The sequence below is a fragment of the Treponema zioleckii genome, assembly GCF_014737315.1.
Taxonomy (GTDB): Bacteria; Spirochaetota; Spirochaetia; order Treponematales; family Treponemataceae; genus Treponema_D; species Treponema_D zioleckii.
The window spans coordinates 1-23072 of the sequence record NZ_JPUF01000064.1; the positions used below are offsets into that span (position 1 = coordinate 1).

The 23072-nt window shown below is 43.3% G+C and carries 21 protein-coding genes and 2 tRNA genes; 17 read left to right on the forward strand and 6 right to left on the reverse strand.

All coding sequences use genetic code 11. The features are described 5' to 3' along the window. The first annotated feature begins 660 nt into the window (after positions 1 to 660). The 4 genes from JI65_RS13995 (at position 661) to JI65_RS14010 (ending at position 5717) form a co-directional block, all read left to right on the forward strand. Complete coding sequence (locus JI65_RS13995) at positions 661 to 2169, forward strand: right-handed parallel beta-helix repeat-containing protein (RefSeq protein WP_191017728.1); 1509 nt, start codon at positions 661 to 663, stop codon at positions 2167 to 2169. Positions 2170 to 2613: 444 nt separating this feature from the next. Continuing rightward, positions 2614 to 4539, forward strand: a complete 1926-nt coding sequence (locus tag JI65_RS14000) for an ABC-F family ATP-binding cassette domain-containing protein (RefSeq protein WP_191017730.1) — start codon at positions 2614 to 2616, stop codon at positions 4537 to 4539. A gap of 16 nt (positions 4540 to 4555) precedes the next feature. Continuing rightward, positions 4556 to 5581 (forward strand): tetratricopeptide repeat protein, encoded by a 1026-nt coding sequence (locus JI65_RS14005; RefSeq protein ID WP_191017732.1) that lies wholly within the window; start codon positions 4556 to 4558, stop codon positions 5579 to 5581. A 63-nt stretch (positions 5582 to 5644) separates the two neighbouring features. Next, positions 5645 to 5717 (forward strand) — tRNA-Thr (locus tag JI65_RS14010). Positions 5718 to 6108: 391 nt separating this feature from the next. Here the strand turns inward: JI65_RS14010 and rpoN are convergent. Further along, positions 6109 to 7671: an RNA polymerase factor sigma-54 gene (gene rpoN / locus JI65_RS14015; protein WP_191017734.1), complete on the reverse strand. Its 1563-nt coding sequence runs from the start codon at positions 7669 to 7671 to the stop codon at positions 6109 to 6111. Between the two features lie 203 nt (positions 7672 to 7874). Here rpoN and JI65_RS14020 point away from each other — a divergent pair, with 203 nt between their 5' ends. After that, a complete protein-coding gene (locus tag JI65_RS14020; protein ID WP_191017736.1) occupies positions 7875 to 9182 on the forward strand; it encodes a DUF1015 domain-containing protein in 1308 nt (435 codons plus the stop codon). Here JI65_RS14020 and JI65_RS14025 read toward each other — a convergent pair. Further along, a complete protein-coding gene (locus tag JI65_RS14025) occupies positions 9179 to 10450 on the reverse strand; it encodes a RecQ family ATP-dependent DNA helicase (protein WP_340138450.1) in 1272 nt (423 codons plus the stop codon). The two genes, JI65_RS14020 and JI65_RS14025, sit on opposite strands and share 4 nt — an antisense overlap. Next, entirely contained in the window at positions 10410 to 11120 is a 711-nt protein-coding gene (locus JI65_RS17695) for a RecQ family ATP-dependent DNA helicase (protein WP_340138449.1), read from the reverse strand. The genes JI65_RS14025 and JI65_RS17695 overlap by 41 nt, the downstream gene beginning before the upstream one ends. Before the next feature lie 480 nt (positions 11121 to 11600). Between JI65_RS17695 and JI65_RS14030 the strand changes: the two genes are divergently transcribed. Then, positions 11601 to 11683 (forward strand) — tRNA-Leu (locus JI65_RS14030). 45 nt (positions 11684 to 11728) lie between these two features. Here JI65_RS14030 and JI65_RS14035 read toward each other — a convergent pair. Next, positions 11729 to 13306 (reverse strand): YifB family Mg chelatase-like AAA ATPase, encoded by a 1578-nt coding sequence (locus JI65_RS14035; RefSeq protein WP_191017737.1) that lies wholly within the window; start codon positions 13304 to 13306, stop codon positions 11729 to 11731. Positions 13307 to 13490: 184 nt separating this feature from the next. Between JI65_RS14035 and JI65_RS14040 the strand changes: the two genes are divergently transcribed. The 5 genes from JI65_RS14040 to holA all read left to right on the forward strand — a co-directional run bounded on the left by JI65_RS14040 (position 13491) and on the right by holA (position 16828). Then, a complete protein-coding gene (locus tag JI65_RS14040; protein ID WP_191017739.1) occupies positions 13491 to 13778 on the forward strand; it encodes an HPF/RaiA family ribosome-associated protein in 288 nt (95 codons plus the stop codon). A gap of 109 nt (positions 13779 to 13887) precedes the next feature. Further along, the gene (gene hprK / locus JI65_RS14045; RefSeq protein ID WP_191017741.1) at positions 13888 to 14877 is read left to right on the forward strand and encodes an HPr(Ser) kinase/phosphatase; all 990 of its coding nucleotides are present in this window, start codon (positions 13888 to 13890) and stop codon (positions 14875 to 14877) included. Between the two features lie 45 nt (positions 14878 to 14922). Beyond that, a complete protein-coding gene (locus JI65_RS14050) occupies positions 14923 to 15189 on the forward strand; it encodes an HPr family phosphocarrier protein (RefSeq protein WP_191017742.1) in 267 nt (88 codons plus the stop codon). Beyond that, on the forward strand, positions 15189 to 15797 hold the full coding sequence (gene lexA, locus JI65_RS14055) for a transcriptional repressor LexA (protein WP_191017744.1): 609 nt from the start codon (positions 15189 to 15191) through the stop codon (positions 15795 to 15797). The genes JI65_RS14050 and lexA overlap by 1 nt, the downstream gene beginning before the upstream one ends. Beyond that, positions 15797 to 16828, forward strand: a complete 1032-nt coding sequence (gene holA, locus JI65_RS14060; protein ID WP_191017746.1) for a DNA polymerase III subunit delta — start codon at positions 15797 to 15799, stop codon at positions 16826 to 16828. The genes lexA and holA overlap by 1 nt, the downstream gene beginning before the upstream one ends. Positions 16829 to 16916: 88 nt before the next feature. Here the strand turns inward: holA and JI65_RS14065 are convergent, their stop codons facing one another. Then, positions 16917 to 17141: a YdbC family protein gene (locus JI65_RS14065; protein WP_191017747.1), complete on the reverse strand. Its 225-nt coding sequence runs from the start codon at positions 17139 to 17141 to the stop codon at positions 16917 to 16919. Between the two features lie 223 nt (positions 17142 to 17364). Here JI65_RS14065 and JI65_RS14070 point away from each other — a divergent pair, with 223 nt between their 5' ends. Genes JI65_RS14070 through JI65_RS14080 form a run of 3 tightly spaced genes read left to right on the forward strand, consistent with a single transcriptional unit; the run spans position 17365 to position 19332 of the window. Then, positions 17365 to 17829: a hypothetical protein gene (locus tag JI65_RS14070; protein WP_191017749.1), complete on the forward strand. Its 465-nt coding sequence runs from the start codon at positions 17365 to 17367 to the stop codon at positions 17827 to 17829. A gap of 1 nt (position 17830) precedes the next feature. Next, positions 17831 to 18385, forward strand: a complete 555-nt coding sequence (locus tag JI65_RS14075; protein ID WP_191017751.1) for a hypothetical protein — start codon at positions 17831 to 17833, stop codon at positions 18383 to 18385. Then, entirely contained in the window at positions 18385 to 19332 is a 948-nt protein-coding gene (locus tag JI65_RS14080) for a LysM peptidoglycan-binding domain-containing protein (protein ID WP_242457258.1), read from the forward strand. Before JI65_RS14075 ends, JI65_RS14080 begins: the two co-directional genes overlap by 1 nt. Positions 19333 to 19406: 74 nt before the next feature. Here the strand turns inward: JI65_RS14080 and JI65_RS14085 are convergent, their stop codons facing one another. Then, positions 19407 to 19958 carry an NUDIX hydrolase gene (locus JI65_RS14085; RefSeq protein ID WP_191017752.1) on the reverse strand — a complete coding sequence of 184 codons (552 nt, stop codon included), beginning with the start codon at positions 19956 to 19958 and terminating at the stop codon, positions 19407 to 19409. 79 nt (positions 19959 to 20037) lie between these two features. On the opposite strand from JI65_RS14085, the gene JI65_RS14090 reads away from it, so the two are divergent. The 3 genes from JI65_RS14090 (at position 20038) to pgsA (ending at position 22352) form a co-directional block, all read left to right on the forward strand. Continuing rightward, entirely contained in the window at positions 20038 to 20865 is an 828-nt protein-coding gene (locus tag JI65_RS14090) for a cytidylate kinase-like family protein (RefSeq protein ID WP_191017754.1), read from the forward strand. Further along, positions 20862 to 21635: a hypothetical protein gene (locus tag JI65_RS14095; protein WP_191017755.1), complete on the forward strand. Its 774-nt coding sequence runs from the start codon at positions 20862 to 20864 to the stop codon at positions 21633 to 21635. Before JI65_RS14090 ends, JI65_RS14095 begins: the two co-directional genes overlap by 4 nt. Before the next feature lie 69 nt (positions 21636 to 21704). Beyond that, positions 21705 to 22352: a CDP-diacylglycerol--glycerol-3-phosphate 3-phosphatidyltransferase gene (pgsA, locus tag JI65_RS14100; RefSeq protein WP_191017757.1), complete on the forward strand. Its 648-nt coding sequence runs from the start codon at positions 21705 to 21707 to the stop codon at positions 22350 to 22352. The last annotated feature ends 720 nt before the right edge of the window (positions 22353 to 23072 follow it).

The following is a 23072-nucleotide window of genomic DNA, read 5'->3' on the forward strand; positions in this document are numbered from 1 at the left end:
CGGCAAGGAGAGCCGCGTTTGGTGAGTGCAGATTTGTCGCTCGCGCGTGGCTCGCAACTTTGAGGGAGACTAGTCAACTTGCAGGGGGGCGGCGAGTGGAAACGCTGCAAGTGGAGTTTGAGAAAAAGAGTTGAGTTTTAGCGTTTCCTACGAGTTTTCCTTGCGGAAAACTCTCGCGTGGGTGGGCGGGACTTGCAGGTGTTCACCAAACGCGGTGGCAAGGAGAGCCACGTTTGGTGAGTGCGATTCGTTGCGCGCGCGTGGCTCGCAACTTTGAGTGAGACGAGTCAACTTGCACATTCGCGCACCACCTCGCGTATTTGACTTTGAGTCATACTGGGCAGGTTACGAACGTTCTCGGTGGCCGTGGCTTGCCAACCACCCGAAAACGTTCTTTTTTTCAACTTTCATCTTTCATCTTTCCTTTCAAATTATCTGTGTCCCATCCGTGTTCATCTGTGTTCATCTGTGTCTACCTCGGAGAGTCCACTTGCAAGAACGCTGGGATTTTATCTTAAATTTATCTAAAAAAGATTGCCTGCTGTGGAATCCTGTTGTAGAATTTGGTATCGAAAAAAGTTCGTTTTTTGTTTGAAAAATAACTATACATACGCACGGGGGGGGCGGTGCCCCGATTTGAACCTCCGTAGGGAGGTTTTTATGACAATACGCCGTCTTTTTCTGCTTTTTTTCAGCAGTTTTTCAGTTTTCCTGATTTTTATTTCCTGCTCAAATTTGTCTGAGGAAAAAGGGACTTATCTTGTATTCGCACAAAATTCGCGAGCGGCAGAAAAAGAAGTTTCAAACTTAACTTCAATAACTCTTCACGGAAATTCTTCTGACGAAAAGCTTTCCTGCACATGGAAAACTTGGTCTGAGGTTGTTTCTTCAAAAATCGAACTTTCCGCCGGTGATTGGGAGTTCACGCTTGCAGCAAAATTGGACAGCGATACTTATTCAGCCACTACCACGGCAAAAATTAAGGCGGGAAAGGAAAACGTAGTTTCGTTCAGCTTGAAAAAGATGGACTCTGATTCTGATGCTACTTCTTTGATTACACTTTCTCCAGGTGGTGAAGATACGCCAGATTCTTTTGACTCGATTTCAGAGGCTGTGAAGGCTATGACTGATTCTGATACAGATTATACAATCTATATTTCAGGAATTTTTACAGGTTGCCAGAAAATTGAGTTTACAGATTCAGTTAATGCAAAATCAATTACATTGCAAGGGCTTGACTCGGCAGTGCTTGACGGCAACAGCGAAGGCACCACACTCACCATAAGCACGACCGTTCCAGTTACGCTCAAAAATCTTACAATTACTGGAGGAAAAAACGAGGATGCTGAAACGGGTTATGGCGGTGGTATTTTTACGGCAGAAGGAACCTCTGTGAAACTCGCCGACGGGACGCTGGTAGCTGGTAACAGTGCCTATGAGGGAGCTGGTGTATACACCAACGGAAAGTTGTTTATGTACGGTACCGCAGTCATTGGGGATTCCTCTAAAACAGAAGCTGCAACGGAGTCTTCCTGTGCGAATCTTGCAGTCAACGCTGGTGGCGGCATATGTATTAGTTCTTCGGGAATGCTTTATATGGGGTATAGCGATGAGGAGACACCTTCTGAACTTTCTGGTGGAGTTTATTATAATGCAAAGGATTGCGGAATAAGTGCCGGAGGAAATGTTTATATGAATTCTGGATTTATCGCATATAACTACGGTAAAGGTGTTTCTATATGGGGAGGCGCCACTGTTGAACTATCCGGGGGAGCTATTATCGGAAATTATAATCCAAATGCGGGAGGGGGCGTGCGCTTAGGCTATAATTCTAAGCTAAACTTTAGCGGAGGAACCATCAGTGGTAATACAGCGACGTACGGAGGTGGTATAGCTCTGGACAATAACGGCATAGTTGTTACGATGACTGGCGGTAGTATTAGCGGCAATACCGCGACGGAAGCTGGTGGCGGAGTGTCTTGCGGTAATGCCTCTACTTCCAAATTCAAAATGACTGGCGGTAGTATTATTGGAAATACTGCTCCTTCTGAAAAGGGAGCGAATCTTTATAAAAAAGGCGCGACAATTAGCGTTATGGGTACTGACAGCAATGGAACTTCGGTCAATATCTCCGATACGACCGATGCTGATATTGTCTTGGTTAATTAAGGTAAAATCATAAGCAATTAAAAAGGGCTGTCCAAAAAATACTGTCATGCTGAACCTGATTCAGCATCTATGCTGTCTGTAGTGTTGAGATTCCGAAATAAATTCGGAATGACACTATGGCTTAAACTTATTGGGCAGCCCCCTCTTGTTGGTGAGTGCAGTTTTGTTACTTGCACGTGGCTCTCAACTTTGAGGAGGTCGAGTCCACTTGCACATTCGCGTACCACCTCGCATATTTTGCTATGAGTCATACTGGGCAGCTTACGAACGTTCTCGGTGGCCGTGGCTTGCCAACCACCCGAAAACGTTCTTTTTTTCAACTTTCATCTTTCCTTTCAAATTATCTGTGTCCCATCCGTGTCCCATCCGTGTTCATCTGTGTCAAATCCAAAAACTCCACTTACAGCACTTGCGGCTAGTCCCCTCAAAAGGCTATCATCAAGTATGAACATTCTCTCAATCAGCAATATTTCTAAAATGGGGCGTGAGAAGCCCCTTTTTTCGGAAGTTACATTCGGTTTGAACTTAGGCGACAAAGCCGCGATTATCGGAAAGAACGGAACCGGAAAATCTACCCTGCTCAACGTGATTGCCGGCGTTCTTTACCCCGACGACGGACAGGTTGTAATAAACAAAAGCGCGGGCGTGAGCTATCTTAGCCAGAACCCGCTTTTTAACGGCGAGGACACAATTCGCCAGCATATTTTTAAGTCAGAAAGCCCTAAACTTTCGCTCATTCAGGAATACGAAGAGCTTTGCGAAAAAATGGGCGAAGGATTTTCAGAGGCTCAGCAGAATCGGTTTGACGAACTTACGCTCAAAATGGACCAAGGCGATTTGTGGAATTACGAAAGCCAGATTCGCTCGATTCTTTCAATCCTCGGAATTACCGACATGAGCCGAAAAATGAGCACTCTTTCGGGCGGAATGTTAAAAAAAGTCGCGCTTGCGCAGGTTCTCGTGGAAGACACTCAGCTTCTTTTGCTCGACGAACCAACGAACCATCTGGATGTGCAGACAATCTACTGGCTTCAGAATTATTTGCACGACACAAAGCGAAGCGTTCTAATGGTCACGCACGACCGATATTTTTTGGATGCGGTTTGCAACAACATTTATGAGCTTGCCCGCGGAAAAATCAAACTGTATCAGGGAAATTACTCCGAATATCTTGCCAAAAAAGAAATCGAAGCAGAAATCGAAGAAAACACTGAACGGCGAATCGAATCCGTTTTGCGGTTTGAGCGAGACTGGCTCATGCGCGGGCCTTGTGCGCGCGGAACCAAGGCTAAGGCCCGAATTCAGCGCGACGAGCAGCTTATAAACCGCGAAAAATTCGCAAAGGACAAAAATTTTCAGTTTGAGGTTGCGGGGCGGCGTCTCGGCGGAAAAATTCTGGAACTGCACGGAATCTCAAAAAATTTCCCAAAATCTTACGTTTCTGAGGACGAAAAGAATTTTACGCCAGTTCTAAAAGATTTTTCGTACACTTTCAGCAAAGGCGAAAAAATCGGGATTTTCGGCGGAAACGGAAGCGGAAAGTCAACTCTCCTCAATATTATTACTGGCGCGATTGCCCCGGATTCTGGCGAAATCGTAAAAGGGGAGAACACTTTCTTCGGCTACTATCAGCAGAATCCGGAATTCAAAAATCTGAATCTTACGGTTCTCGAATACATTCAGGAAGCTGCGGACATAATCCACATGAACAACGGAAAAACTTACAGCGCGTCGCTTTTCTTGAACCAGTTCGGCTTTGAGGGAAAAATTCAGCATTCAATGCTCTCGACTCTGAGCGGCGGCGAGCGAAAGCGCGTTTTCCTCGTGCGACTTTTGATTTCAAATCCAAATTTTTTGATTCTCGACGAGCCTACGAACGACTTTGACATCTTTACGATGAATATTCTTGAAGATTTCCTTTTGGGCTACGGCGGTTGTCTTTTAATCGTGAGTCACGACCGATATTTTATGGACAAGGTTGCCGATACGATGTTCATTCTGGAAGATGACGGAAGCGTGAGCGGATTTGTCGGAAAGTGCTCCGAGTATCTTGACTATCTGGAAGAGAAAAAGTCTGCCGACGAGGCGCAAAAAAAAGAAGCTGCACAGAAAAAAGCCCAGGAAGAAAAATCTTTGGCAAAAGAAAGTGCGTCCAAGAATCCTGCTGCAAAGAAAAAGCTCACTTTTAAGGAACAAAAAGAATTTGAGGCCCTTGAAGAAGAAATTATGGAACTTGAAGAAAAAAAGACCGAGCTTGAGTCGCTTATGGCCAGCTCTGATTTTTCAAAAGCCCAGAAAACTGGCGAGGAATATGCGAAAGTTGATTCAAGACTCACCGAAGCGTATGCCCGCTGGGAAGAACTTGCTTAAAAATTTTGGAGGAAATATGAAAAAATTCGGAATCGTTATTGCGCTGCTTTTTGCAGGTGTGTTTTGCTTTGCGAAGAGCGTTGCGGTAAATTATGAAAATGAAAAATATGAGGAACTTTTAAAGAACGAGAATTTTGATGAGCTGATTTCTCAAATCAATGCAGTTGGCGAAGAAAATTTTACGCTTTCGGAGTTTTATTATTTGGGCGTGTGCAATTTTTTGCGGGGCAACGACGAAGAGGCGCGGGGATATTTTTTTAAGGCACTCGAAAAAGCCCCAAAATTCTTTGATGCTTACGATTACATTGCAGGAACTTATTTGTACAACAACGATTTTGACAACGCCATAAAAAATTACGAAGAATGTCTTAAAATCGACCCAAAATCCTACCGTGTCTTAAAGTACATGGGCCTTTCTTACGAGAGCAAAAACGATTTTAAGAAGGCTCTTGAATATTACGAGCGTGCCTACAAAGTTCAAAAAGATGGCGAAAGTTCGTACAACGTTGCGTACTGTTTTTATGAACTAAAAAATTACAAAAAGGCAAAAAGCTTCGCAACAAAATCACTTAAATTCAACAACGATTTTGCTACAAACAATCTGATGATTCTTATTTTGTATGCCAGCGGCGATTACAAATCCTCTGAAAAATACAAGGCAGCTTTGCGGGCAGCATACGAGAAGTCTGATGATGAGGCGATAAAGGCAAAAACGTATTTTCCTTTGATGAGCTTTGACTACAAGGATTTTAGCATCATCGTTTACGAGAAGATTCTGCTTTCTGGTGATTTTTATGATCCTTTGACTTGCGCGATTTATAAAGCTGATGAGCGAATGGGAACGATAAACCTTGAATACGATGCGGTCACTGCAGAACTTGGAGTTCCGTATTTTTTAGGTGCAGACGACTATGCTTCCGGGGAACATCTTACTTATGAGCGTGGTTATGAGTCATTCCCGGATTTTGACGTTTTTATTCAGGACGTAAAAGCCGCCCTTGACTGTCAGCTTGAAGTTTCTGCCAGCTCTCAAAAAAATTAAAAAATCCGCATGTTGTGTTCTTGACGCAAGAATCATAATTTGCTAAATTATAAAAACATTAACGCCGTTTTAGCTCATCTGGTAGAGCAGCACCCTCGTAACGTGCAGGTGGTTGGTTCAAGTCCGACAAACGGCTATGCTCCCGAAAAGGGAGCTTTTTGTTTTAAAGCAAACTACATAATTTTTAAGTAAAGTTGAACCAACCACCGGAGCGAGCGCCGACCAAGGGGAGGATGAGGGCGCACGGACGCGCCCGTAAGCGAGCGCAGGCGGTCGAAGGGAATGCACAGGAAGTGCATGACCGGAGACGCAGGTTCAAGTCCGACAAACGGCTATGCTCCCGAAAAGGGAGCTTTTTTGTTTTAAAGCAAACTACATAATTTTTAAGTAAATTTGAACCAACCACCGAAGCGAGCAACGACCAACGGACGCTGAGCGGAGTCGAAGCGCACTTCTTAATCCATCTGTGCCCCATCTGTGTCTATCCGTGTTCATCTGTGTCAGTGTTGCAAAACCGCTCCGCATTTTTATCGTTCGTATGACGAGTTTATGTTTAGCTCGCTGCGATATTTTGCGACAGTTCTTCTTGAAAGTTTTATTCCCATGCCCGCAAGAATATCTGCGATTTTTTGGTCGCTCAGTTGTTTTGAATCATTTTTGTGTTTTTCGAGGAGATTTTTTATTTCAAATTTTACGCCTTCCTTTGAAGTTGTGCCTTCAAAACTTTTAGTTGGCTTTTCATCATTTTTATTTTCTTGATTTTCATCCGAGTTAGCAGATTTTCCAACCGCAGTCGTAAAAAAATACGAGAACTGAAAAATTCCCCAGTCGCACGAAAGATATTTTTCGTTTGCCATTCTCGAAATCGTCGCTTCGTGAACGCCCAGCGTTTGCGCAATGTCTTTTTGGCGGAGAGGAACTAAAAATCTTGGTCCGCCTCTAAAAAAATCAGCCTGAATCCTCACAATTTCTTCAGTCGCCTTTAAAATCGTGCTTTCCCTAAAATTGATGCTGTCAATAAAAATCTTCGCGTTGTTAATCGAATCCCTCAAATATCGTTTTTGAGATTTTCGCCGCTCCGCACTTTCACCGGTTTCTGAATCGCTCACTTTTAGCGATTTTTCAAGTTCCGTAAAATCCTTCGAAATCTGAATTTTTGGAAGACTTTCGTTTGAAAGCCTGATTTTAAATTCCGACTCGCCGTCTTTCGGATTTTTTTCACGCTCAACAAAAACGTCGGTGCGCACAAGATTCTCGCTTGAAACGCCAAAATTTCGGGCCGGTTTTGGGTCCAGCGTTTTGATGAATGCAAGAGCCTTTTCGATTCCCTCTTCTGTGAACGGATTTTCCGGCAGATTCGTGTTCCTTCCGATGAACGAAAGTTTTTTTTGCTCGTCAACGAAATTGTTTAGTTTTTTGGCGATTTTTGCCGGCTGAGGGGGATTTAATGAATCAAAATGTCCGTCAAGAATAAAGAGTGCTTCTTCCGGAACTTTTTCGCCTGCTTCGTGCCGAATTTTTGCCTGCACAAAAAGACTTTCCTCAAAATTACGGCAACATGTGCCGAGCGGGTCGAGCCTTTGAATCAATTCAATCACTTTTTTTAGGAGAATCTCGTTGTGTTCAGGATTTTTTTTGTCGAGAAACGAGTATGGCGCAAGGATGTGAAATCCGTTTTGGTCAAGGTTGTTTATAAGTTTTTCGCCGAGTGTATATTCGTTTTCGTTGAGCTTCATTGAATTGAGCTGGAGCAAAAGATGTTCCGAGAGAGTTTCCCGCGTGTCAGTCTGGTTTTCGAGTGCCTGCTGAAAATTATCGCTTGCAAGGTCGCCTTCTTTTCCGGGGCGTCCGTAGTGCATGAGGTCTGAAAAATTCGTGTGCACCGTTGCGGTGGTAATTCCGTTTTCGTATTCGTCATCGATTATTTCGAGTGCCGGGTTTTTTTCAGCAAATGAATAGATTTCTTCACGCAAATCCGCAGAGTTCATGGAAAGCAGGTTCAGAGACTGAATCTGGGTTTGGTTCATCCTCTGCGATTGGTTCATTTTTTGAGCTTGCGTTGTGTTCTGCTGAAATTTCATCTGTGGCATAGAAACATTAAAGCATGAAATTCAAAAGAATTCATCATAAAATTCCAGTATAAAAATCTATTTGCCGTTTGCTACTTTTATCAGGGAAGCCTCCGCTACCGACAATCAGATTTTTTTGCTTGTGAATAATTTTGAGTTTCGTGGAAGCGGAGTAGAGGGGGAAGGCTTTTAACTTATTGGGCTTTCGGCTATATTTTTTTATTATGAAAACATTCGAAAAATACGGAGTTCAGATTCCAGAAATCTTGCTTCCAAAGAGCGTTGATTTGTCAACTTGGTCGGTTATTGCCTGTGATCAGTACACACAGGACAAAGATTATTGGAAAAAAGCCGCGGAAATTGCTGGCAAAAATCCTTCTGCCTTGAACCTGATTTTCCCAGAGGTTTATTTGAACGAGGCTGACAAGGACGAGAGAATCCGTTTGATTCAAAAAACGATGAAAGATTATCTTGCCTCGGATATTTTTGAGTCTTCCGAAGAGGCTGTTTATATAGAACGAAAAACCGAATACGGACGTGTTCGAAAAGGTCTTGTTATTGCGATTGACCTTGAAAAATATGAATGGAAGCCTGATTCAAAGGCTTTCATCCGCGCAACCGAGGCGACTGTTCCGGAGAGAATCCCGCCGCGCATGAAAATCCGAAACGGTGCCGCGCTGGAACTTCCTCACATAATGCTGCTTGCGAATGACGCTGAAGATGCCCTTGTTGGCGGTACAGGAAAACTTGCAAAAAAATCGAATCCGATTTACGACGGTGATTTGATGCAGAATTCTGGCCACATTACAGGCTGGGCTGTCCGCGGAAAAGATTCTGAGACCCAAATTGAGAATGCACTTGCAACTCTCGCGAAAAACGGTACCGATTCCGACGGAAACACGTTCCTTTTCGCGGTTGGCGACGGAAACCATTCACTTGCCACGGCAAAGGCCGTTTGGGACTTGCACAAAGAGTCTTTGAGCGAGGATGAGAGAAAGACAAGCCCTGTCCGATTCGCTTTGGTTGAAATCGTGAATATTTATGACGAGGGACTTACCTTTGAGCCGATTCACCGCGTGATTTTTAATCAGGATTCAGAAAAACTCGTTTCATTCGTTCAAGAAAAACTTGGAGGCAACGTAAAAACTTTTGCTTCGGAAAAAGAGCTTGAGTCATTCGTTGCCGACAAGAGTGCGTCTGGCGCGCGCTACGGATTCATTGCGGGCGAAATGTTCTGCGTGCTTGACACTTCGATTACAGACCTGGCGATTGCGGCTTTGCAGCCAGTTCTTGACGAGTATCTTGATTTGAATCATGCAGACAAGAAAAACGACATTGACTACATTCACGGAACAGAGGACGTCGTTAAGCTTGGAAAGCAGCCTTCATCGCTTGCAATTCTTCTTCCGCCAATCGCAAAAGACAGTTTCTTTGCAACGATTAACGGACGTGGCCCGCTCCCAAGAAAATCTTTCTCGATGGGCGAGGCTTCCGAAAAACGCTTCTACGTTGAGGCAAGAAGGCTTTTTTAGCCGTTACAGATTTCGAGGATTGCATCTCCGTATTTTTCGGCTTTGCTTTCCCCGATTCCTGAGCAGCACAAAAGTTGTCCCATTGTTTCTGGCTTTTTTTGAGCAATATCGTTCAGTGTTTTGTCGCCAAAAATAATGTACGGCGGAACATCTTGCTCCTGTGCCGTCTTCTTTCGCCATTTTTTTAATTCTTCCGCAATTTTCTGCCCCTTTTCGTCATCGCTAAAATCCACGGTCTTTTTGTGCAGAACAAAAGCTGGTTTTTCCGCGGATTTGCTCTTTTTTTCTGGCTTCGGGAACATGAGTCCGCCAGTGGAGCCTGCGGCAGTGTGGCTTTTTGGAGCAAACGGACTTTTTGCCGACAAGTCCACGTTCTGCATCTGAATTTGCTGGGCTGCCCTGAACGGCAAAAGAACTTTTTCCCGCTTTCTTAAGATTTCAAGTCCGTTTTGAGTGATTACAAGTATTCCGTAATCTCCTACTTTCATCAAAAAGTCACGCAGAATCAAAAGGTCAATTAATTCGAACCATTGGTCACGGGTAAGTTCCGTGCCGATTCCGTAGGTTGAAAGTTCGTCGTGCTTTCTCTCAAAGATTTTCTTTTGCTTTGCACCCAAAAGCACGTCTATAACGTATGCCGAGCCAAATTTGGAGCCCGTGCGGATAATGCAGCTCATAAGTTTTTGCACTGGAATCGTCAAATCCGCCATGGGAACTGGACCTTCGTCGCACACGTCGCAGCAGTTTTCTGCGCCTTCAACAGGAACAAAATCCTCGCCAAAATACTGGAGAAGTGCTTGTCTCCTGCAGCATTGACCCGAAACATAATTTATCATTCCCTTCAAGAGTAGTTCTGCACGGTCTTTGTCCGCGCTGTCGTCAAAAAGGTATCGCAATTTGAACGCGTCGCCTTTTGAATACAAAAGCATCGCCTCGGAAGGAAGGCCGTCTCGCCCGGCACGGCCGATTTCCTGATAGTATTGTTCTATGGATTTTGGCATTGTGTGGTGAATCACGAAGCGCACGTTCGGTTTGTCGATTCCCATTCCGAAGGCAAGTGTGGCAACCATAATCTGCACTTGGTCGCGAATGAATTTTGTCTGATGGTCAGCTCGCACCGCGTTCGTAAGCCCCGCATGATAATTCAGTGCGCTGTAGCCCAAATCGTTCAGCTCGTCTGTCAAATCATCAACGTCTTTTTTTGAGTAGCAGTAGATTATTCCGCTTTCATCTTTGTGCCGGTTTATGCATTCGACAATTTGGCTTATTGTCGTTTTTTTTCGGCTTTACCGAAAGATAGATGTTCGGTCTGTCAAAGCTCGAAAGTAACACCACGGGATTTTCTAGTCCCAGATTTTTTATGATGTCCTTTCGGACTTGTGATGTTGCCGTCGCTGTAAGTGCAAGACACACCGCATTTTTGAACTGTCTTCTGACAGAGGCGATTTCCATGTAGTCCGGGCGAAAGTCGTGTCCCCATTCGCTTACGCAGTGGGCTTCGTCTATCGTTATGCACTTTACGTTCACGCTCGGCGAGTGGAGCAAATCGTTGATTCTTGGGGTTGCAAGGCCTTCCGGCGAAATGTAGACGATTTTTGTCTCTCCCATTCTGATTGACTGCATTGATTCTCGGTAAGTTTCCCAGGCCACGCTCGAATTCAAAAAGACCGCGTTGATTCCTGCCGCATTTAGCGTTGCAACTTGGTCTTGCATGAGCGAGATGAGCGGAGAGACGACGACTGTAAGTCCGTCAAAAATCAGCGCAGGAATTTGATAGCAGAGAGATTTTCCGCCGCCTGTCGGCATGATGGCAAGAGTGTCTTTTCCTGCAAGTACGTTATTGATTATGTCTTTTTGAAGAAGCCTGAATGAATCATATCCAAAAACTGTTTTTAAAACCTCTTCCGGGCTTTTCCCTGTAAAAACTGAATTGTTCATCTCGTTTCCTAGATTTTTTTTGAGTGTGTTTGTCTGTTTGCATTATTTGATGATGACAGATTTTCGGTTTACCCGAATTTTAGTTACGCTATTCTAATCATAATCTCATATTCCTTCTATATGTTGTTTGTAGAACCGTTTGCAAGCTCACCCGCCAAAGCGAAAGCCTTGTTGCACGATGTTTGTGAACTGCCTGGTGCGACTTAAAGCCAAATACGCTAGGTGGTCTGCGAATGTGCAAGTATCCCCGACCACCCCCAAGTTGCGAGCACCGCGCGAGCAACAAAACTGCCCTCCTGAAACTCGGCCTTGCTTGTCGCCGAGTTTCAGGAACACTTGCAAGTTCCCCCACCAAAGCGAAAGTTTTGCCGTGCAAAACTTTCGGGAAAAGCCAAAGAAAAATTTTAACTTTTTTTTGTCAAAATTTTGGGTCTTTTCCTATTGCACAATTTTTTTATAGTTGATATATTATTGTCATTCGCCGGGTTGGTGAAATGGTAGACACGAAAGACTCAAAATCTTTTGTCAGCAATGACGTCTGAGTTCAAGTCTCAGACCCGGTATAAAGCTCAGCTTAACGCTGAGCTTTTTTTTATGTCTCACCTCTTTTATTCACCGTTGAACAAATCCAGCGGTCCCACATTTTTCCTGAACGCAATCGCTTCTTTTATGAACTCGCATTTTATTTTTTGTGAGTCTTCCATATCTGCGATTGTGCGTGAGAGTTTTAAGATTCCGCTGACGGCTCGCTGGCTAAAATCCAACTTCTTTATTGACTTGTTTAAGAAGTCTTGTTCGTCTTTTCCGAGCTGGCAGAATTCAAGAATTTCTTGCGGGGTGAGCTGTGCGTTTCGCTTTCCCTGGCGCTTACGCTGAATCCGTACCGCCGTCGCGATTTTTTTTCGCAGCTCCGCCGTAGATAGATTTTTTTCATCATCAGAATCCTGTGTGAGAACTGCCGTTCGAATATCAACCCTGTCCAAAAGCGGTCCGCTGAATTTTCTCCAATATTGTTCGACTGACCGTGCCGAGCAGAGACAGATTTTCCCAGAAACGCCAAAATTTCCGCACGGGCAAGGATTCGTCGCCATTAAAAGCTGAAAGTTCGCCGGGTAAGTTGTGGAGCGTCCGGCCCTGCTTAAAGTTATTGAGCCGCATTCGAGCGGAACCCGTAGCATTTGTAGCACGCTCGTTTTGAATTCAGCCGCTTCATCAAGAAAAAGCACCCCGCCGTGCGCCAGAGAAATTTCTCCCGGTCGGCAGTTTGTTCCGCCGCCGCAAATACCCTCTATAGATGCCGTCTGATGCGGAATTCTGAATGGAGGTTGCCTGATTAAAGATTGATTTTGAGAAAGCAGGCCTGCAAGCGAGTAGATTCGTGTTACGGTTTGGGCTTCTTCTGGCGTAAGAAGTGGCAGAAGTGCCGGAAATCTTTGCAGAGAGAGCGTTTTTCCGCAGCCCGGAGGTCCGAACGCAAGGAGATTGTGTCCGCCAGCCGCCGCAATTTGCAATCCCCGGACAAGGTTGTGCTGCCCCTTTATGTCGGCGAATTCAAGTGCCTTGTCTTCTGGCGGAAAAGCGATTCCGTTGATTTTGACGCAGCCTTCTGGAAGAGATTCTTTTTCATCTCCTCCGGTAAAAAGTTCCGGGGAGCGCATTGCCTCTACGGCCTGTGAAAGATTGCTCGCGCCAAAGACTTTCATTCCTTCAACCTCGCGGGCTTCCGAAGCGTTTGCCGATGCGACTATGCACTTGTAAATTCCCGCCGCCGCCGCTGTTGCCGCTGCCGCATGAACCGCCTTGACGGGACGAATCGTTCCCGAAAGCTCAAGCTCTCCCATAACGAGCACTGGTTCACCTTGAATTTTGCAAGTGAATTCTTCGGTTTTCGTGTCGTCATCATCTTTTGAATCGGAACTGGCATTCAGAATAGCAAGGGCCAGTGCCAAATCGAAACCAGCCCCTTCTTTTTTTAAGTCTGCTGGCGAAAGGCTTATAAGAACTCGCTCAAGTGGAAATGTGAATCCGCTGTTCTGAATCGCTGACTTCATTCGTTCACGGGATTCTTTTACCGCACCGTCTGCAAGTCCTACAATATCAACCGAAGGAATTCCTCTTCGCAAATCAACTTCTACCGCTACAATTGCACCTTCATATCCGAATGGTGAAAACGAAAATATCTGCATGAATTTTTTACCTCAATTTAGTTACTTCCGTTTTTGCGTCAGAAATTTCATATTTTATTCTTAAATATTTTTATTATAACAGAATATTATTATTTTTTTTGATAAGTCATAGTATGATTATAAACGTAGCAAGGTTCTGATAACTTCTTGCCACAAAATTTTCGCATTATCAAGGAGTACTATTATGACTAAGACAATTTTACCTGTTGGTTTTGAACTTGAACAGAAACAGTCAGAGATGATTGAGAAAAAATTGGAACGCGTAAAATATGCGGAAGACCTTATCGTAGATTTGATTGTTCGCGTAAAGCATGACAAAGCATATGTTTTTGATACAACTGTAAATTTCCGATGGGGTGCTCAGGCTCACGTTACCGGAGAAGATTTTGATTTTGGAGCGTCTCTCAACAAAATGATGGACGTACTCGATACAAAAATCAAAAAGGAAAAAGATAAAATTCAGGAAAAGTAAATTTCTTGACTTAATTTGTGTGTAGATAAAGGCGGTTTTTTACCGCCTTTTTTATTTAAAAATCATTAAAATACTTGTCATTTGTTCTTTTTGCGTGTATAGTAAGCACATGGCAGAAAAACCGTTTACCGTATTGGATTTACTCGACATGGAATTGCCGGGGCATAACTCTCTGAATCTTGAGTGCATTGGTGGTCGGAAGGGGCTTTCCAAATGCATCACCGTTCCAGATATAAATCGTCCAGGACTTGCCCTTTCTGGTTTTTATGAATGTTTTGCGTTCAGCCGTGTTCAGCTTTTTGGTTTGGAGGAAGCTGCCTTTTTAAAAAAACTCCAGTCGGAGAAAAATTATGAATCCCTTGATAAACTTTTTACCTATGATATTCCTTGTATAGTTTTTACGCACGATCTTTACCCTGACAAAGATTTTTTGCAGCGTGCTGAAAATGCTCACATTGCGATTTTAAAGACCAGCCTTGATTCAACTGAATTTTCAATAAGGGCCTTGCGTGTGCTTTCAAATATTTTTGCGCCGAAGAAGACTATGCACGGCGTTCTTGTAGAAGTTTACGGCGTGGGACTTTTGATTACGGGGCATTCCGGCGTTGGTAAGTCTGAATGTGCGCTGGAGCTTGTTGAACGCGGTCATCGCTTGGTTGCCGATGATATTGTCGAAATCCGCTGTGTTAACGGAAACTCAGTTTTGGGACAGGGGGCAAATGCCTTTATAAGCCATCACATGGAAATCCGCGGGCTTGGAATCATAAATATCGCACAGCTTTACGGTGTTGGTTCCATTCGAGAGCAAAAAGAAATTCAGCTTGTAATAAAACTTTCGGAATGGGATGATTCAAAAGTCTATGACCGAGTTGGCAACAAACAGGAAATGACCGACATTCTGGGCGTAAAGGTTCCTGTAATCGAAGTTCCGGTAAAACCGGGAAGAAACGTTCCGATTATCATCGAGGCTGCTGCGATGAATGAACGTTTGAAGTACAAGGGCCTGGATTCCGCAAAAGACTTCAATCAGAATATTCTGAAGTGGATTGAATCGGGAGAGGCTCAGACCGCTTATTATGGAAGTGATGACTCTTATTAAAGAGTTTTTATTTTTTTTAGACACAGTATTTTAGGAAGGTGTTTTATGACAGAAAAAGTTCTTACTGTTCAGAACAGGGCTGGAATTCATGCGCGACCTGCTGCTCTCATCGCACAGACTGCAAATAAATTCGCCTCAGAAATCCTTATCGAAAAGGATTCGACAACGGTTAACGCAAAATCAATTATGGGCGTTATCACAATGGCTGCAGGGTATAACACCGTCTTAACGTTGAAAGCTGACGGCCCTGACGAAAAAAATGCCATTGATGCGTTGGTGCAACTTTTTGAAAGTAAATTTGAGGAGGAATAATGAAACAGATTACAGACCGCCAAAAAGAAGTTTTAACTTTCATCTCGGACTTTACGCGTGAAAACGGTTATCCTCCGACTGTACGCGAAATTGGTGAGCACTTCGGAATTTCCCTTCGTGCGGTGCAGGATCATATTGCCGCATTGCAGAAAAAAGGATTTTTATCTCAGTGCCAAAAACGCGCGCGCTCAATCAGCGTCCTTGTTGATGCCAAAAAAGAAGACGAGCCTTTTGTTACGAGAGTTCCTCTTTTGGGCAACGTCGCTGCGGGAAAGCCTCTTTTGAGCGAAGAAAATCTTGATGGTTACGTTAATCTTACAGAACCTTTTGTGCGCCCTGGAAAAAATTATTTTGCATTGCGAGTTCGCGGAACAAGCATGATCAACGCAGGAATCCTTGAAGGGGACCTCGCGATTGTGGAGCAGGCGCAAACAGCTGTTGACGGTCAGATTGTGGTTGCCGTTCTCGACAACGCAATTACATTGAAACGTTTCTATAAAGAAGCTGACAGAGTTCGTCTCCAGCCTGAAAATCCTGATTTTCCTGCGATTTTCAGCCGTGACGTTACGATTGTCGGAATTCTTTCAAATATTGTTAGAACTTACTAATGGCGGCACCTGTTTACTTGTTTACCGGACCGGAGTTCGGTGAACGAAATGATCAGGTGGCGAGCGTGAAGGCTGCTCTCAAAAAAAAATACGGCGAAATTGATGAGTTCCTTCTGTACGCTTCTGACGAACGTATTATTGACATTGTAAGTCAGTTACGCATGGAGTCTCTTTTTGTTCCTGCAAAGTGCATTGTTTTGCGGCAGGCAGAAACTATAAAAAAGAAAGATGATTTGGAATTGCTTTCTGAATGGATAAAATCCGTGGAAAACGCTTCTGATACATCTGTGCTCATATTGGTCTCGGACGAAATTTCGGTTGATCCAAAACTCGACAAACTTATTCCTAAAGAACATAAAAAAGTTTTTTGGGAAATGTTCGAAGACCGAAAAGAAGAGTGGCTCAGAAATTATTTCCGCAAGAACGGATTTTCTATATCTCCGGATGCGTGCGGCACGATTCTCGACATGATTGAAAATAATACGGAATCGTTGCGAAGTGAATGCGGAAGATTTTTTCTGTGCTTTCCGAAAGACCATGTTATCACATCTGCCGATGTGGAGCAGATTCTTGCTCACAATCGCGAGGAGACCGCTTTTACTTTGTTTGACGCGATGACAGAAAACTCTTCGTCTCCGAGCAAACGTTTTGAGAATTCCTTGCTGATTCTGCAGAAGATTCTTATGACAAAAAACTCTGCTTCCGGTGGGGCTGTCATGCTTATTGCGGGACTTACGTCTTGTTTTAGAAAACTTTGCGTTTGGATTCAGCTTCATTCTGCCGGAAATTATCCTGACGAAATTACGCTGAAAAGCAATGGTTTTGCGAGCAAGAAGGCTCGTGCGCAGTATAGTCGTGCTTCTCGTGTCTGGAGTTATGGTCAAGTAGCTTCAATTATTGCTTTGCTTGCTCAGACCGATATGGAAATTCGCTCAACTGGAATGACTTTGCAGACAACGCAACTCTATCTTCTTCTTTATGAGATTATAATGAAGAACGGCGCGTCTTGCACAAAATACGAGGCAGATTAAATTTAAAAATCCCCTCGCCGGAGGTTTGTGGATTTTTGAGGGGATTTTATACAATTTGAGTCATTGCGCAGATGGATTTTTGAATTTCCTAAAGATCCAGTTGATTCAAAAGTTCTTTTAGGTTTTTTAAATCGTTGTCTGTGAGAGTTACGCCTTTGCCCATTTTTTTATGATCTTCTGACCATGAGCGAATGTCGTATTTAGGTGCTCTTCCATTCCAAGAAATCTTGTTCAATTCAAGATTCCAGCCGTTGGTGCTTTTTGAAATCAATTTGTGTTCGTCCGCAAATTCAAATGAAAATTCATCAGCCATGATGTACTCCTAAATCTCCAAAAAAATTATTTTATAAAATTATAAAGTATAAAGTGCAAAATTGTATACTTTTAAATTTTTACCTTGTTGAGTGCAATTGATTTCTCAATTATAATGGAAACAAAATCTATCTGAATTTGATGTTTATAAGAGAAATAAAACTCGAAGTCAGTTAGAAAATTGTCGATAAATTGATTGAAAATAGTGATTAACGGAGGAAAAAGTGAAACTCAATAAAATCGCAATATTAATGTGTTCTTTTACAGTCCTTTCTTTTGTGGCTTGTAAATCTACTCCTGAGGCAGAAGAAGTTCCTGAAACACCAGCTGAGGAAGCTGCAGAGACTCCTGTAGAAGAGAAAAAAGATGATTTTTCTGATGCAAACAAAAAAAAGCTTGAATCTGTAGAAAAAGCTAGAGTTGCTGCTATTGAAGCTGGGGCACAGAAATATTTCCCTGAACTTTTTAAAGAAGTTGATTCTGCTTACGAAACTTTTAAGAAGAATATCGCCGAAAATCCTAATACGGATTATTCCGCACAGTCTAAAGATTTAGTTGCTAAATATGAGTCTCTTGAAAAGGCCGCTAAGGCAAAGACGATGAAAGAGACTATCGAAGCTATGAATTTTTCTAGATGTAGATTCTGCGCTTCTTGCTGCCGGAGACGCTGCTCTTGCAAAGTATGCTGAATTGGGCGCAGATGCTAGCAGTGCTGAGCTTAAAAATCAGGCAGAGCTTGCCTATAATTCATACGAAAAACTTTTGCAGAAAGGTTACGCAGGGCTCATCAAAACAGAAAAAGAGGCTGCGCTTGCTGCAAAGAAAAATGCCGAGAGCGTAAAAGCTCAGCTTGCAAAAAAAGATGAGTACAAAAACGCGACGGATCTTTTTCAGAAAGCGGATACATCAAAGAATTTTAACAATTTAAAGGATAAAAAATCTGCTTACGAAGGCTTCAAGACTTCTAAAGAAATCTACACAGAAATTTACGAGATTGTAAAAAAGAATCGTGAAGAAGCTCAGGCTGCAATTGACCGGGCTAAGAAACGTGTTAGCGAAGCCGAGTCTTATTCTGTAGAGGCCGATTCTATTGCGCCTCTTAATGAGAAAGTAGACGGAATTGAGGATGAAAATGCAGTTCTTCTTGAAAAAGACCAGTTCGCAAATCCTGACGACTCAATCATTCAGGTAGATACATCAACTGCAGAACAGACTTCAGCTAATTCTCAGGAGGACGCAAAATAATGAAAAAGGTAGTAACTACTGTAGCCGCACTCGTTGCTGGAACAATGGCTTTTGCAATCAGCTACAAAAACAATACATACCAGAAATTGGCTGACGAGTATGCAAAAAAAGCACAGACTGCATTGGATTATGGTGAATATGAAAAAGCAGAGGAATATGCTCAGAAGGCCGAAGAGAATGCAGCTCTCTCAGAAGCTTACGTAAAAAAAATGCTTGCTCGTGCTGATGCAGAGGAAGCTATGAATAAAGCTTCAAAACGAATCGCTTATGCAAAAACAATCGATGCGGACAAGAACTTCCCGATGGCGTTCTCATCTGCTCAAGAAGCGTATGCAAGTGCGGAGACTGACTTCGCAAAAGAAGACTATGCTTCTGCAACTGTTTATGCTAACAAGGTTCTAGAAGCGCTTGCCGATATTCGTGAAGTAACGCCTCTTCCTAAATACTACGTTGTTCGCCCGTGGGCAGACACAAAAGATTGTTATTGGAATATTTCTGGACGGCATTATGTATACAACAACCCGCTTCTTTGGGAGAACTTGTATCAGGCAAACAAAACAAAAATGCCTCGCCCGAATGACCCGAACCTCATTCACCCTGGAATGAAAATGGAAATTCCTAGCATTACAGGTGAGTACCGAGACGGTGTTTACAGTCCTTCTAAGTCTTATGACGCTTACTCTGCTGCAAAGTCTGCTCCAAAGCCAGCTCCTGCACCAGTTGTTGAGACAGTAAAGACTGAGGAAACTCCTGTAAAAGAGGCTTCTGCGGCTGAGGAAAAAACTGTAGCTCCAGTTGAGGAGCAGAGTGTTGAAACTGCAGAAAAAGAAGCTCCTGCAAGTCTTCTTGACTCTACTTCAAAAGAAGCTGAAAAGGAGACTGAGGTTCCAAAGGTTAGTACGGCACCTTCTACTGCAACAAAGTCTTCAACTATTGACGCAAAATAAGAAATCTAATTGCGTTGCCAAAACGGAGGTTTAGACTGTCTGCATTGTGCAGTCAGTCTAAACCTCCGTTTTTTTTATTTGTCCACATGAATCTTGTATCTAAAGAGGGCCGAAACCATCAATGCGTGCGGGTATTCTGGTGAACCCATTTTTTCGTAAACTTCGGCTTTTGGAATTTCAAAATATTCAAGAAATTCATCAGAATCAAGATTTTGTGTTCCTGTCTGGGTTAAATCCTCGGCTGCAAAAACGTGAATATGATTTCTAAAAAGAGCTGGATTTGGATTCATTTTTCCAATGCAGGTCAGTTTTCCAGCTGTAAAGCCTGTTTCTTCTTTTAATTCACGGGCCGCGGCAACTGCCGGGTCTTCACCTTCTTCGATTACCCCGCCCGGAAATTCAATGCTGAGAGAATCTTCGCCATGTCGCCACTGCTTTACCATCAAAAATTTGTCATTTTTTTCTGCAATCACTATCGCCCAGTCTGGCGCGTCCATAACGACAAAATGAGCTTGGTCGCCTTCTGGAGAAATTGAAGTCGTTTCGTTTACAGTCATAACGACAGTTTTTAAAATTTCTTTTTTTCCAACTTCCTTCCAAGCCAAATTCTTGTTTTCATTCTTCATTTTAAAATCCTCCGCAATTTCAATTATTTAATTTGATTTTATCACTAAATTCATATTATAACTAAAAGTGGAGTTTTTTATGGCTATTTTAACTGTTTCAAGGCAAATCGCTTCTCTTGGCGACGAAATCTGTGCAATAATCGCAAACAAATTGGGCTATCGTTTTATTGGTCGTCGTGATTTGGAAAAACGGATAATCCGGCTCGGATTTCCGGAGAAGCTGCTCCCGAAATATGATGAAAAAAAACCTAGCTTTTTTGCGGCGTTAACAAAAACTCGTGACGAGTACCTAGATTATCTTCAGACCGCAATTCTGGAAGCTGCTGCGCAGAATGACTGCATTATGATTGGCAGGGGCTCGTATATAATTTTAAAAGACATTCCGAATCATCTTTCGTTCAGGTTTATTTCTGATGAGCGGACCCGACTTGAGCGTTTGCAGCGTGAACTCGGTTGCGACGAAAAAACTGCCCGCAAGAGAATTGCTGAGAGCGATGCAAATCGTTTGGGATTCCATAAATCTTACTTCAACTTTGACTGCAACGATCCGTCAATGTTTCACCTGGTCATCAACACGGGATTTTTTAATGCGGAATCTCTCGCAGAAGGTATTGCCCGAATGGTGCGTGCGAATGTAACTGAGGAAATCGAAGAAATTGGTCAGAAAAAAATTGAAGAGCAGCTTATCGGTCAGCGAATTGTAAATATGCTGATTTTTGATTATGATATAAACATAAATTTCCTTCGTGCGGAAATCAGGGGTGGTAAAAAAATCATCTTGCACGGAATCGCGGACTCTTCCGCAGTTGTTGAGAGAGCGTTGCTGATTGCAATGTGCGAACTTCCATCTTATGAAATAAAATCCGCAATCCGTGTGGCTCAGGATTTTAAGGCGTACCAAGAATGAATTTTTCAACATCGCTTTGTCTTGTATCCTTCTCGTTTTTTTTAGGAATCTCTCTTGGTAGTTTTGTCGCCATGTTCGCAGGTTCTGTTTTTCATCGTTCGTATTTGAAAATTCGTTTTTCCCTTGCCTGCGTTTTCTTGTCGTTCGCGGTTGTCGCTTTTGCCATAATGTTGATTTTTTTGCCCGAAAGTCACAATCTAAAATTTTTTACCAAAAGTGATGTTTGTTTTTGGCTGTGCATTCTTGCGGGCGGATTTGCTATTTCGCTTTTTTGGAAATATCTTCTGATTCCGGCTTTTCTTGTGTTCTTGATTCTTTGGATTCACAGCTATCTTTTTTTGCATAGTTTTTTTGCAGGCCAGAATGAAAATATGTTCGTTAGCGTTCAGCAGTCTTCGATGATTTTGGACGAACGACTTTTTCAAATTGATGCTTCAGACGGTCGCACGGCTCTCATAAAATTTTATAGTTTGCCAAAACGGCTTATTTTGCCGTTGCCGCGCTGGTGGTTCAAAATTACGGTTCTTTCGGATTCTCAGATTGCTGATGTGGCCGACAGTGCAGTTTTTTTTGAAAACGAGGATTTTAAGCTGGAAAACAAGCAGAATATGCTGGAAGAATGGCGCCAGCTTTTTAATTATTGGCTTTTGGGCGACTCTGAATATGTGACAGTCCGCATTCCTGAGTCAAAAAATTATCCTGTTCTCTACAATTTGACCGTAAAATCTGACTTGGATGAGCCTCTGATTGAATTGAAAAAGACTCTTTAGTATATTTTTTGTATACTTTTTATTTTTAGATTCTTGACTTTTTATGGCTGACTTTGGATACTTTATAGAATGAAAACTTCGAATATGTTCACTCTCTGCAGAGTGATTTGCGCTCCTATATTTTTTTTGATTTATTTTATTCCTCAGTGGCTTGGCAGTGAGCCGACCGGTTTGCTTTCAAGAATTTCCATTGGAATCCTTATTCCGCTTTTGATTTTTGCGGAGCTTACCGATTATTGGGACGGAAGCTATGCCCGCAAGAACGGCGAGGTTAGCGACTTCGGAAAGATTTTTGACCCGTTCGCCGACATTTTCTTGCATCTTTCGGTTTTTACGAGTTTTGTTTTTTCTGACTGCCCTGAGACTGGCCGCCCGTACATGCCGGTTCTTTTTTACGTCTTGATTTTCTACCGTGAGTTTGCCCAGAACTTCTTGAGAATGGTTGCTGCAAAGCAAGGCACCGCAATCGCCGCAAGAAAGGGCGGAAAGGTAAAGACCGTTTTTTACGTTATAAGCTGTTTCGTGGTTTTGGCCCAGGAACTTTTTATACGTTCAGGCTTGCTCGCCCTCGTTAAGTCGTACTATCCGGGCTTCTCAATGTCAGTCGTGAATTTTGTTGGCTACGGTTTCTTCGCAGTCTGCGTGGTTTTGGCATACATTTCGTTTATCGACTACATCAAAAACTTCGGAAGTGTTCTCAAAGAGGCCGTAAAATAGGAAGTTGACTTCCGACTAATTTTAGGAAAATAAATTTTTTGGAGCCGAATGCCCCCTGCCGACCAAGCATGGGGCGTGCAGGCGCCACTTATCCACTTGCATTCCCCGCTTTGCGGGATTCCGCTATCGCTCCATTGCTTCGCAACGGCTCCCGCCGCCCCTCCAATCGGGGCTAAGCCTTCTTCGTGCGCAAGCCTTACCGCGAATTGGGAATTGGGAATTGCGCTCGCCGGGCATGGACGGTGGGGGGGCTTGTCTCTTGAGTGACAGACTTACGATTGATGATAAAATATCCCGTACATGAGGATGCCCGAAAATTATTGTCATGCTGAACTCGACCGCTTTCGTTTTCGCGGTCGCCTTGATTCAGCATCTACGCTGCATTTTGTGTACGGGACCCCGAAACAAGTTCGGGGTGACAGTGCGATTTCGGGTTTTTAGACAGTCATGTGAGACCATCTTGGCTAGGTTTGTGTGACCATCCTAGCTAGGTTTGTGTGACCATCCTAGGCAGTCAGGTGAGACCGTTGTCATTCCGAACCTGTTTCGAAGTCCTTCATACAAAATGCAGTATAGATGCCGAAATAAATTCGGCATGACGCAACTTTTTAGACAAACTCTCCCTAGCGGTACTGTCATTCCGAACTTGATTCGGAATCCATGCAAATCGGGGCAAGTCTGTTCTCGCCGCAGTCTTCCCGCGAAAAATTGAGAATTGCG

Bases quoted from the DNA above. Each gene is read 5' to 3' on its own strand.
- JI65_RS14020 (WP_191017736.1), top strand. From the start codon at position 7,875: ATGAAAACATTCGAAAAATACGGAGTTCAGATTCCAGAAATCTTGCTT.
- JI65_RS13995 (WP_191017728.1), top strand. From the start codon at position 661: ATGACAATACGCCGTCTTTTTCTGCTTTTTTTCAGCAGTTTTTCAGTT.
- holA (WP_191017746.1), top strand. From the start codon at position 15,797: ATGGCGGCACCTGTTTACTTGTTTACCGGACCGGAGTTCGGTGAACGA.
- JI65_RS14080 (WP_242457258.1), top strand. From the start codon at position 18,385: ATGAAAAAGGTAGTAACTACTGTAGCCGCACTCGTTGCTGGAACAATG.
- rpoN (WP_191017734.1), bottom strand. From the start codon at position 7,671: ATGCCACAGATGAAATTTCAGCAGAACACAACGCAAGCTCAAAAAATG.
- JI65_RS14065 (WP_191017747.1), bottom strand. From the start codon at position 17,141: ATGGCTGATGAATTTTCATTTGAATTTGCGGACGAACACAAATTGATT.
- JI65_RS14005 (WP_191017732.1), top strand. From the start codon at position 4,556: ATGAAAAAATTCGGAATCGTTATTGCGCTGCTTTTTGCAGGTGTGTTT.
- JI65_RS14040 (WP_191017739.1), top strand. From the start codon at position 13,491: ATGACTAAGACAATTTTACCTGTTGGTTTTGAACTTGAACAGAAACAG.
- JI65_RS14095 (WP_191017755.1), top strand. From the start codon at position 20,862: ATGAATTTTTCAACATCGCTTTGTCTTGTATCCTTCTCGTTTTTTTTA.
- JI65_RS14000 (WP_191017730.1), top strand. From the start codon at position 2,614: ATGAACATTCTCTCAATCAGCAATATTTCTAAAATGGGGCGTGAGAAG.
- JI65_RS14085 (WP_191017752.1), bottom strand. From the start codon at position 19,958: ATGAAGAATGAAAACAAGAATTTGGCTTGGAAGGAAGTTGGAAAAAAA.
- pgsA (WP_191017757.1), top strand. From the start codon at position 21,705: ATGAAAACTTCGAATATGTTCACTCTCTGCAGAGTGATTTGCGCTCCT.
- JI65_RS17695 (WP_340138449.1), bottom strand. From the start codon at position 11,120: ATGAACAATTCAGTTTTTACAGGGAAAAGCCCGGAAGAGGTTTTAAAA.
- hprK (WP_191017741.1), top strand. From the start codon at position 13,888: ATGGCAGAAAAACCGTTTACCGTATTGGATTTACTCGACATGGAATTG.
- JI65_RS14090 (WP_191017754.1), top strand. From the start codon at position 20,038: ATGGCTATTTTAACTGTTTCAAGGCAAATCGCTTCTCTTGGCGACGAA.
- JI65_RS14050 (WP_191017742.1), top strand. From the start codon at position 14,923: ATGACAGAAAAAGTTCTTACTGTTCAGAACAGGGCTGGAATTCATGCG.
- JI65_RS14035 (WP_191017737.1), bottom strand. From the start codon at position 13,306: ATGCAGATATTTTCGTTTTCACCATTCGGATATGAAGGTGCAATTGTA.
- lexA (WP_191017744.1), top strand. From the start codon at position 15,189: ATGAAACAGATTACAGACCGCCAAAAAGAAGTTTTAACTTTCATCTCG.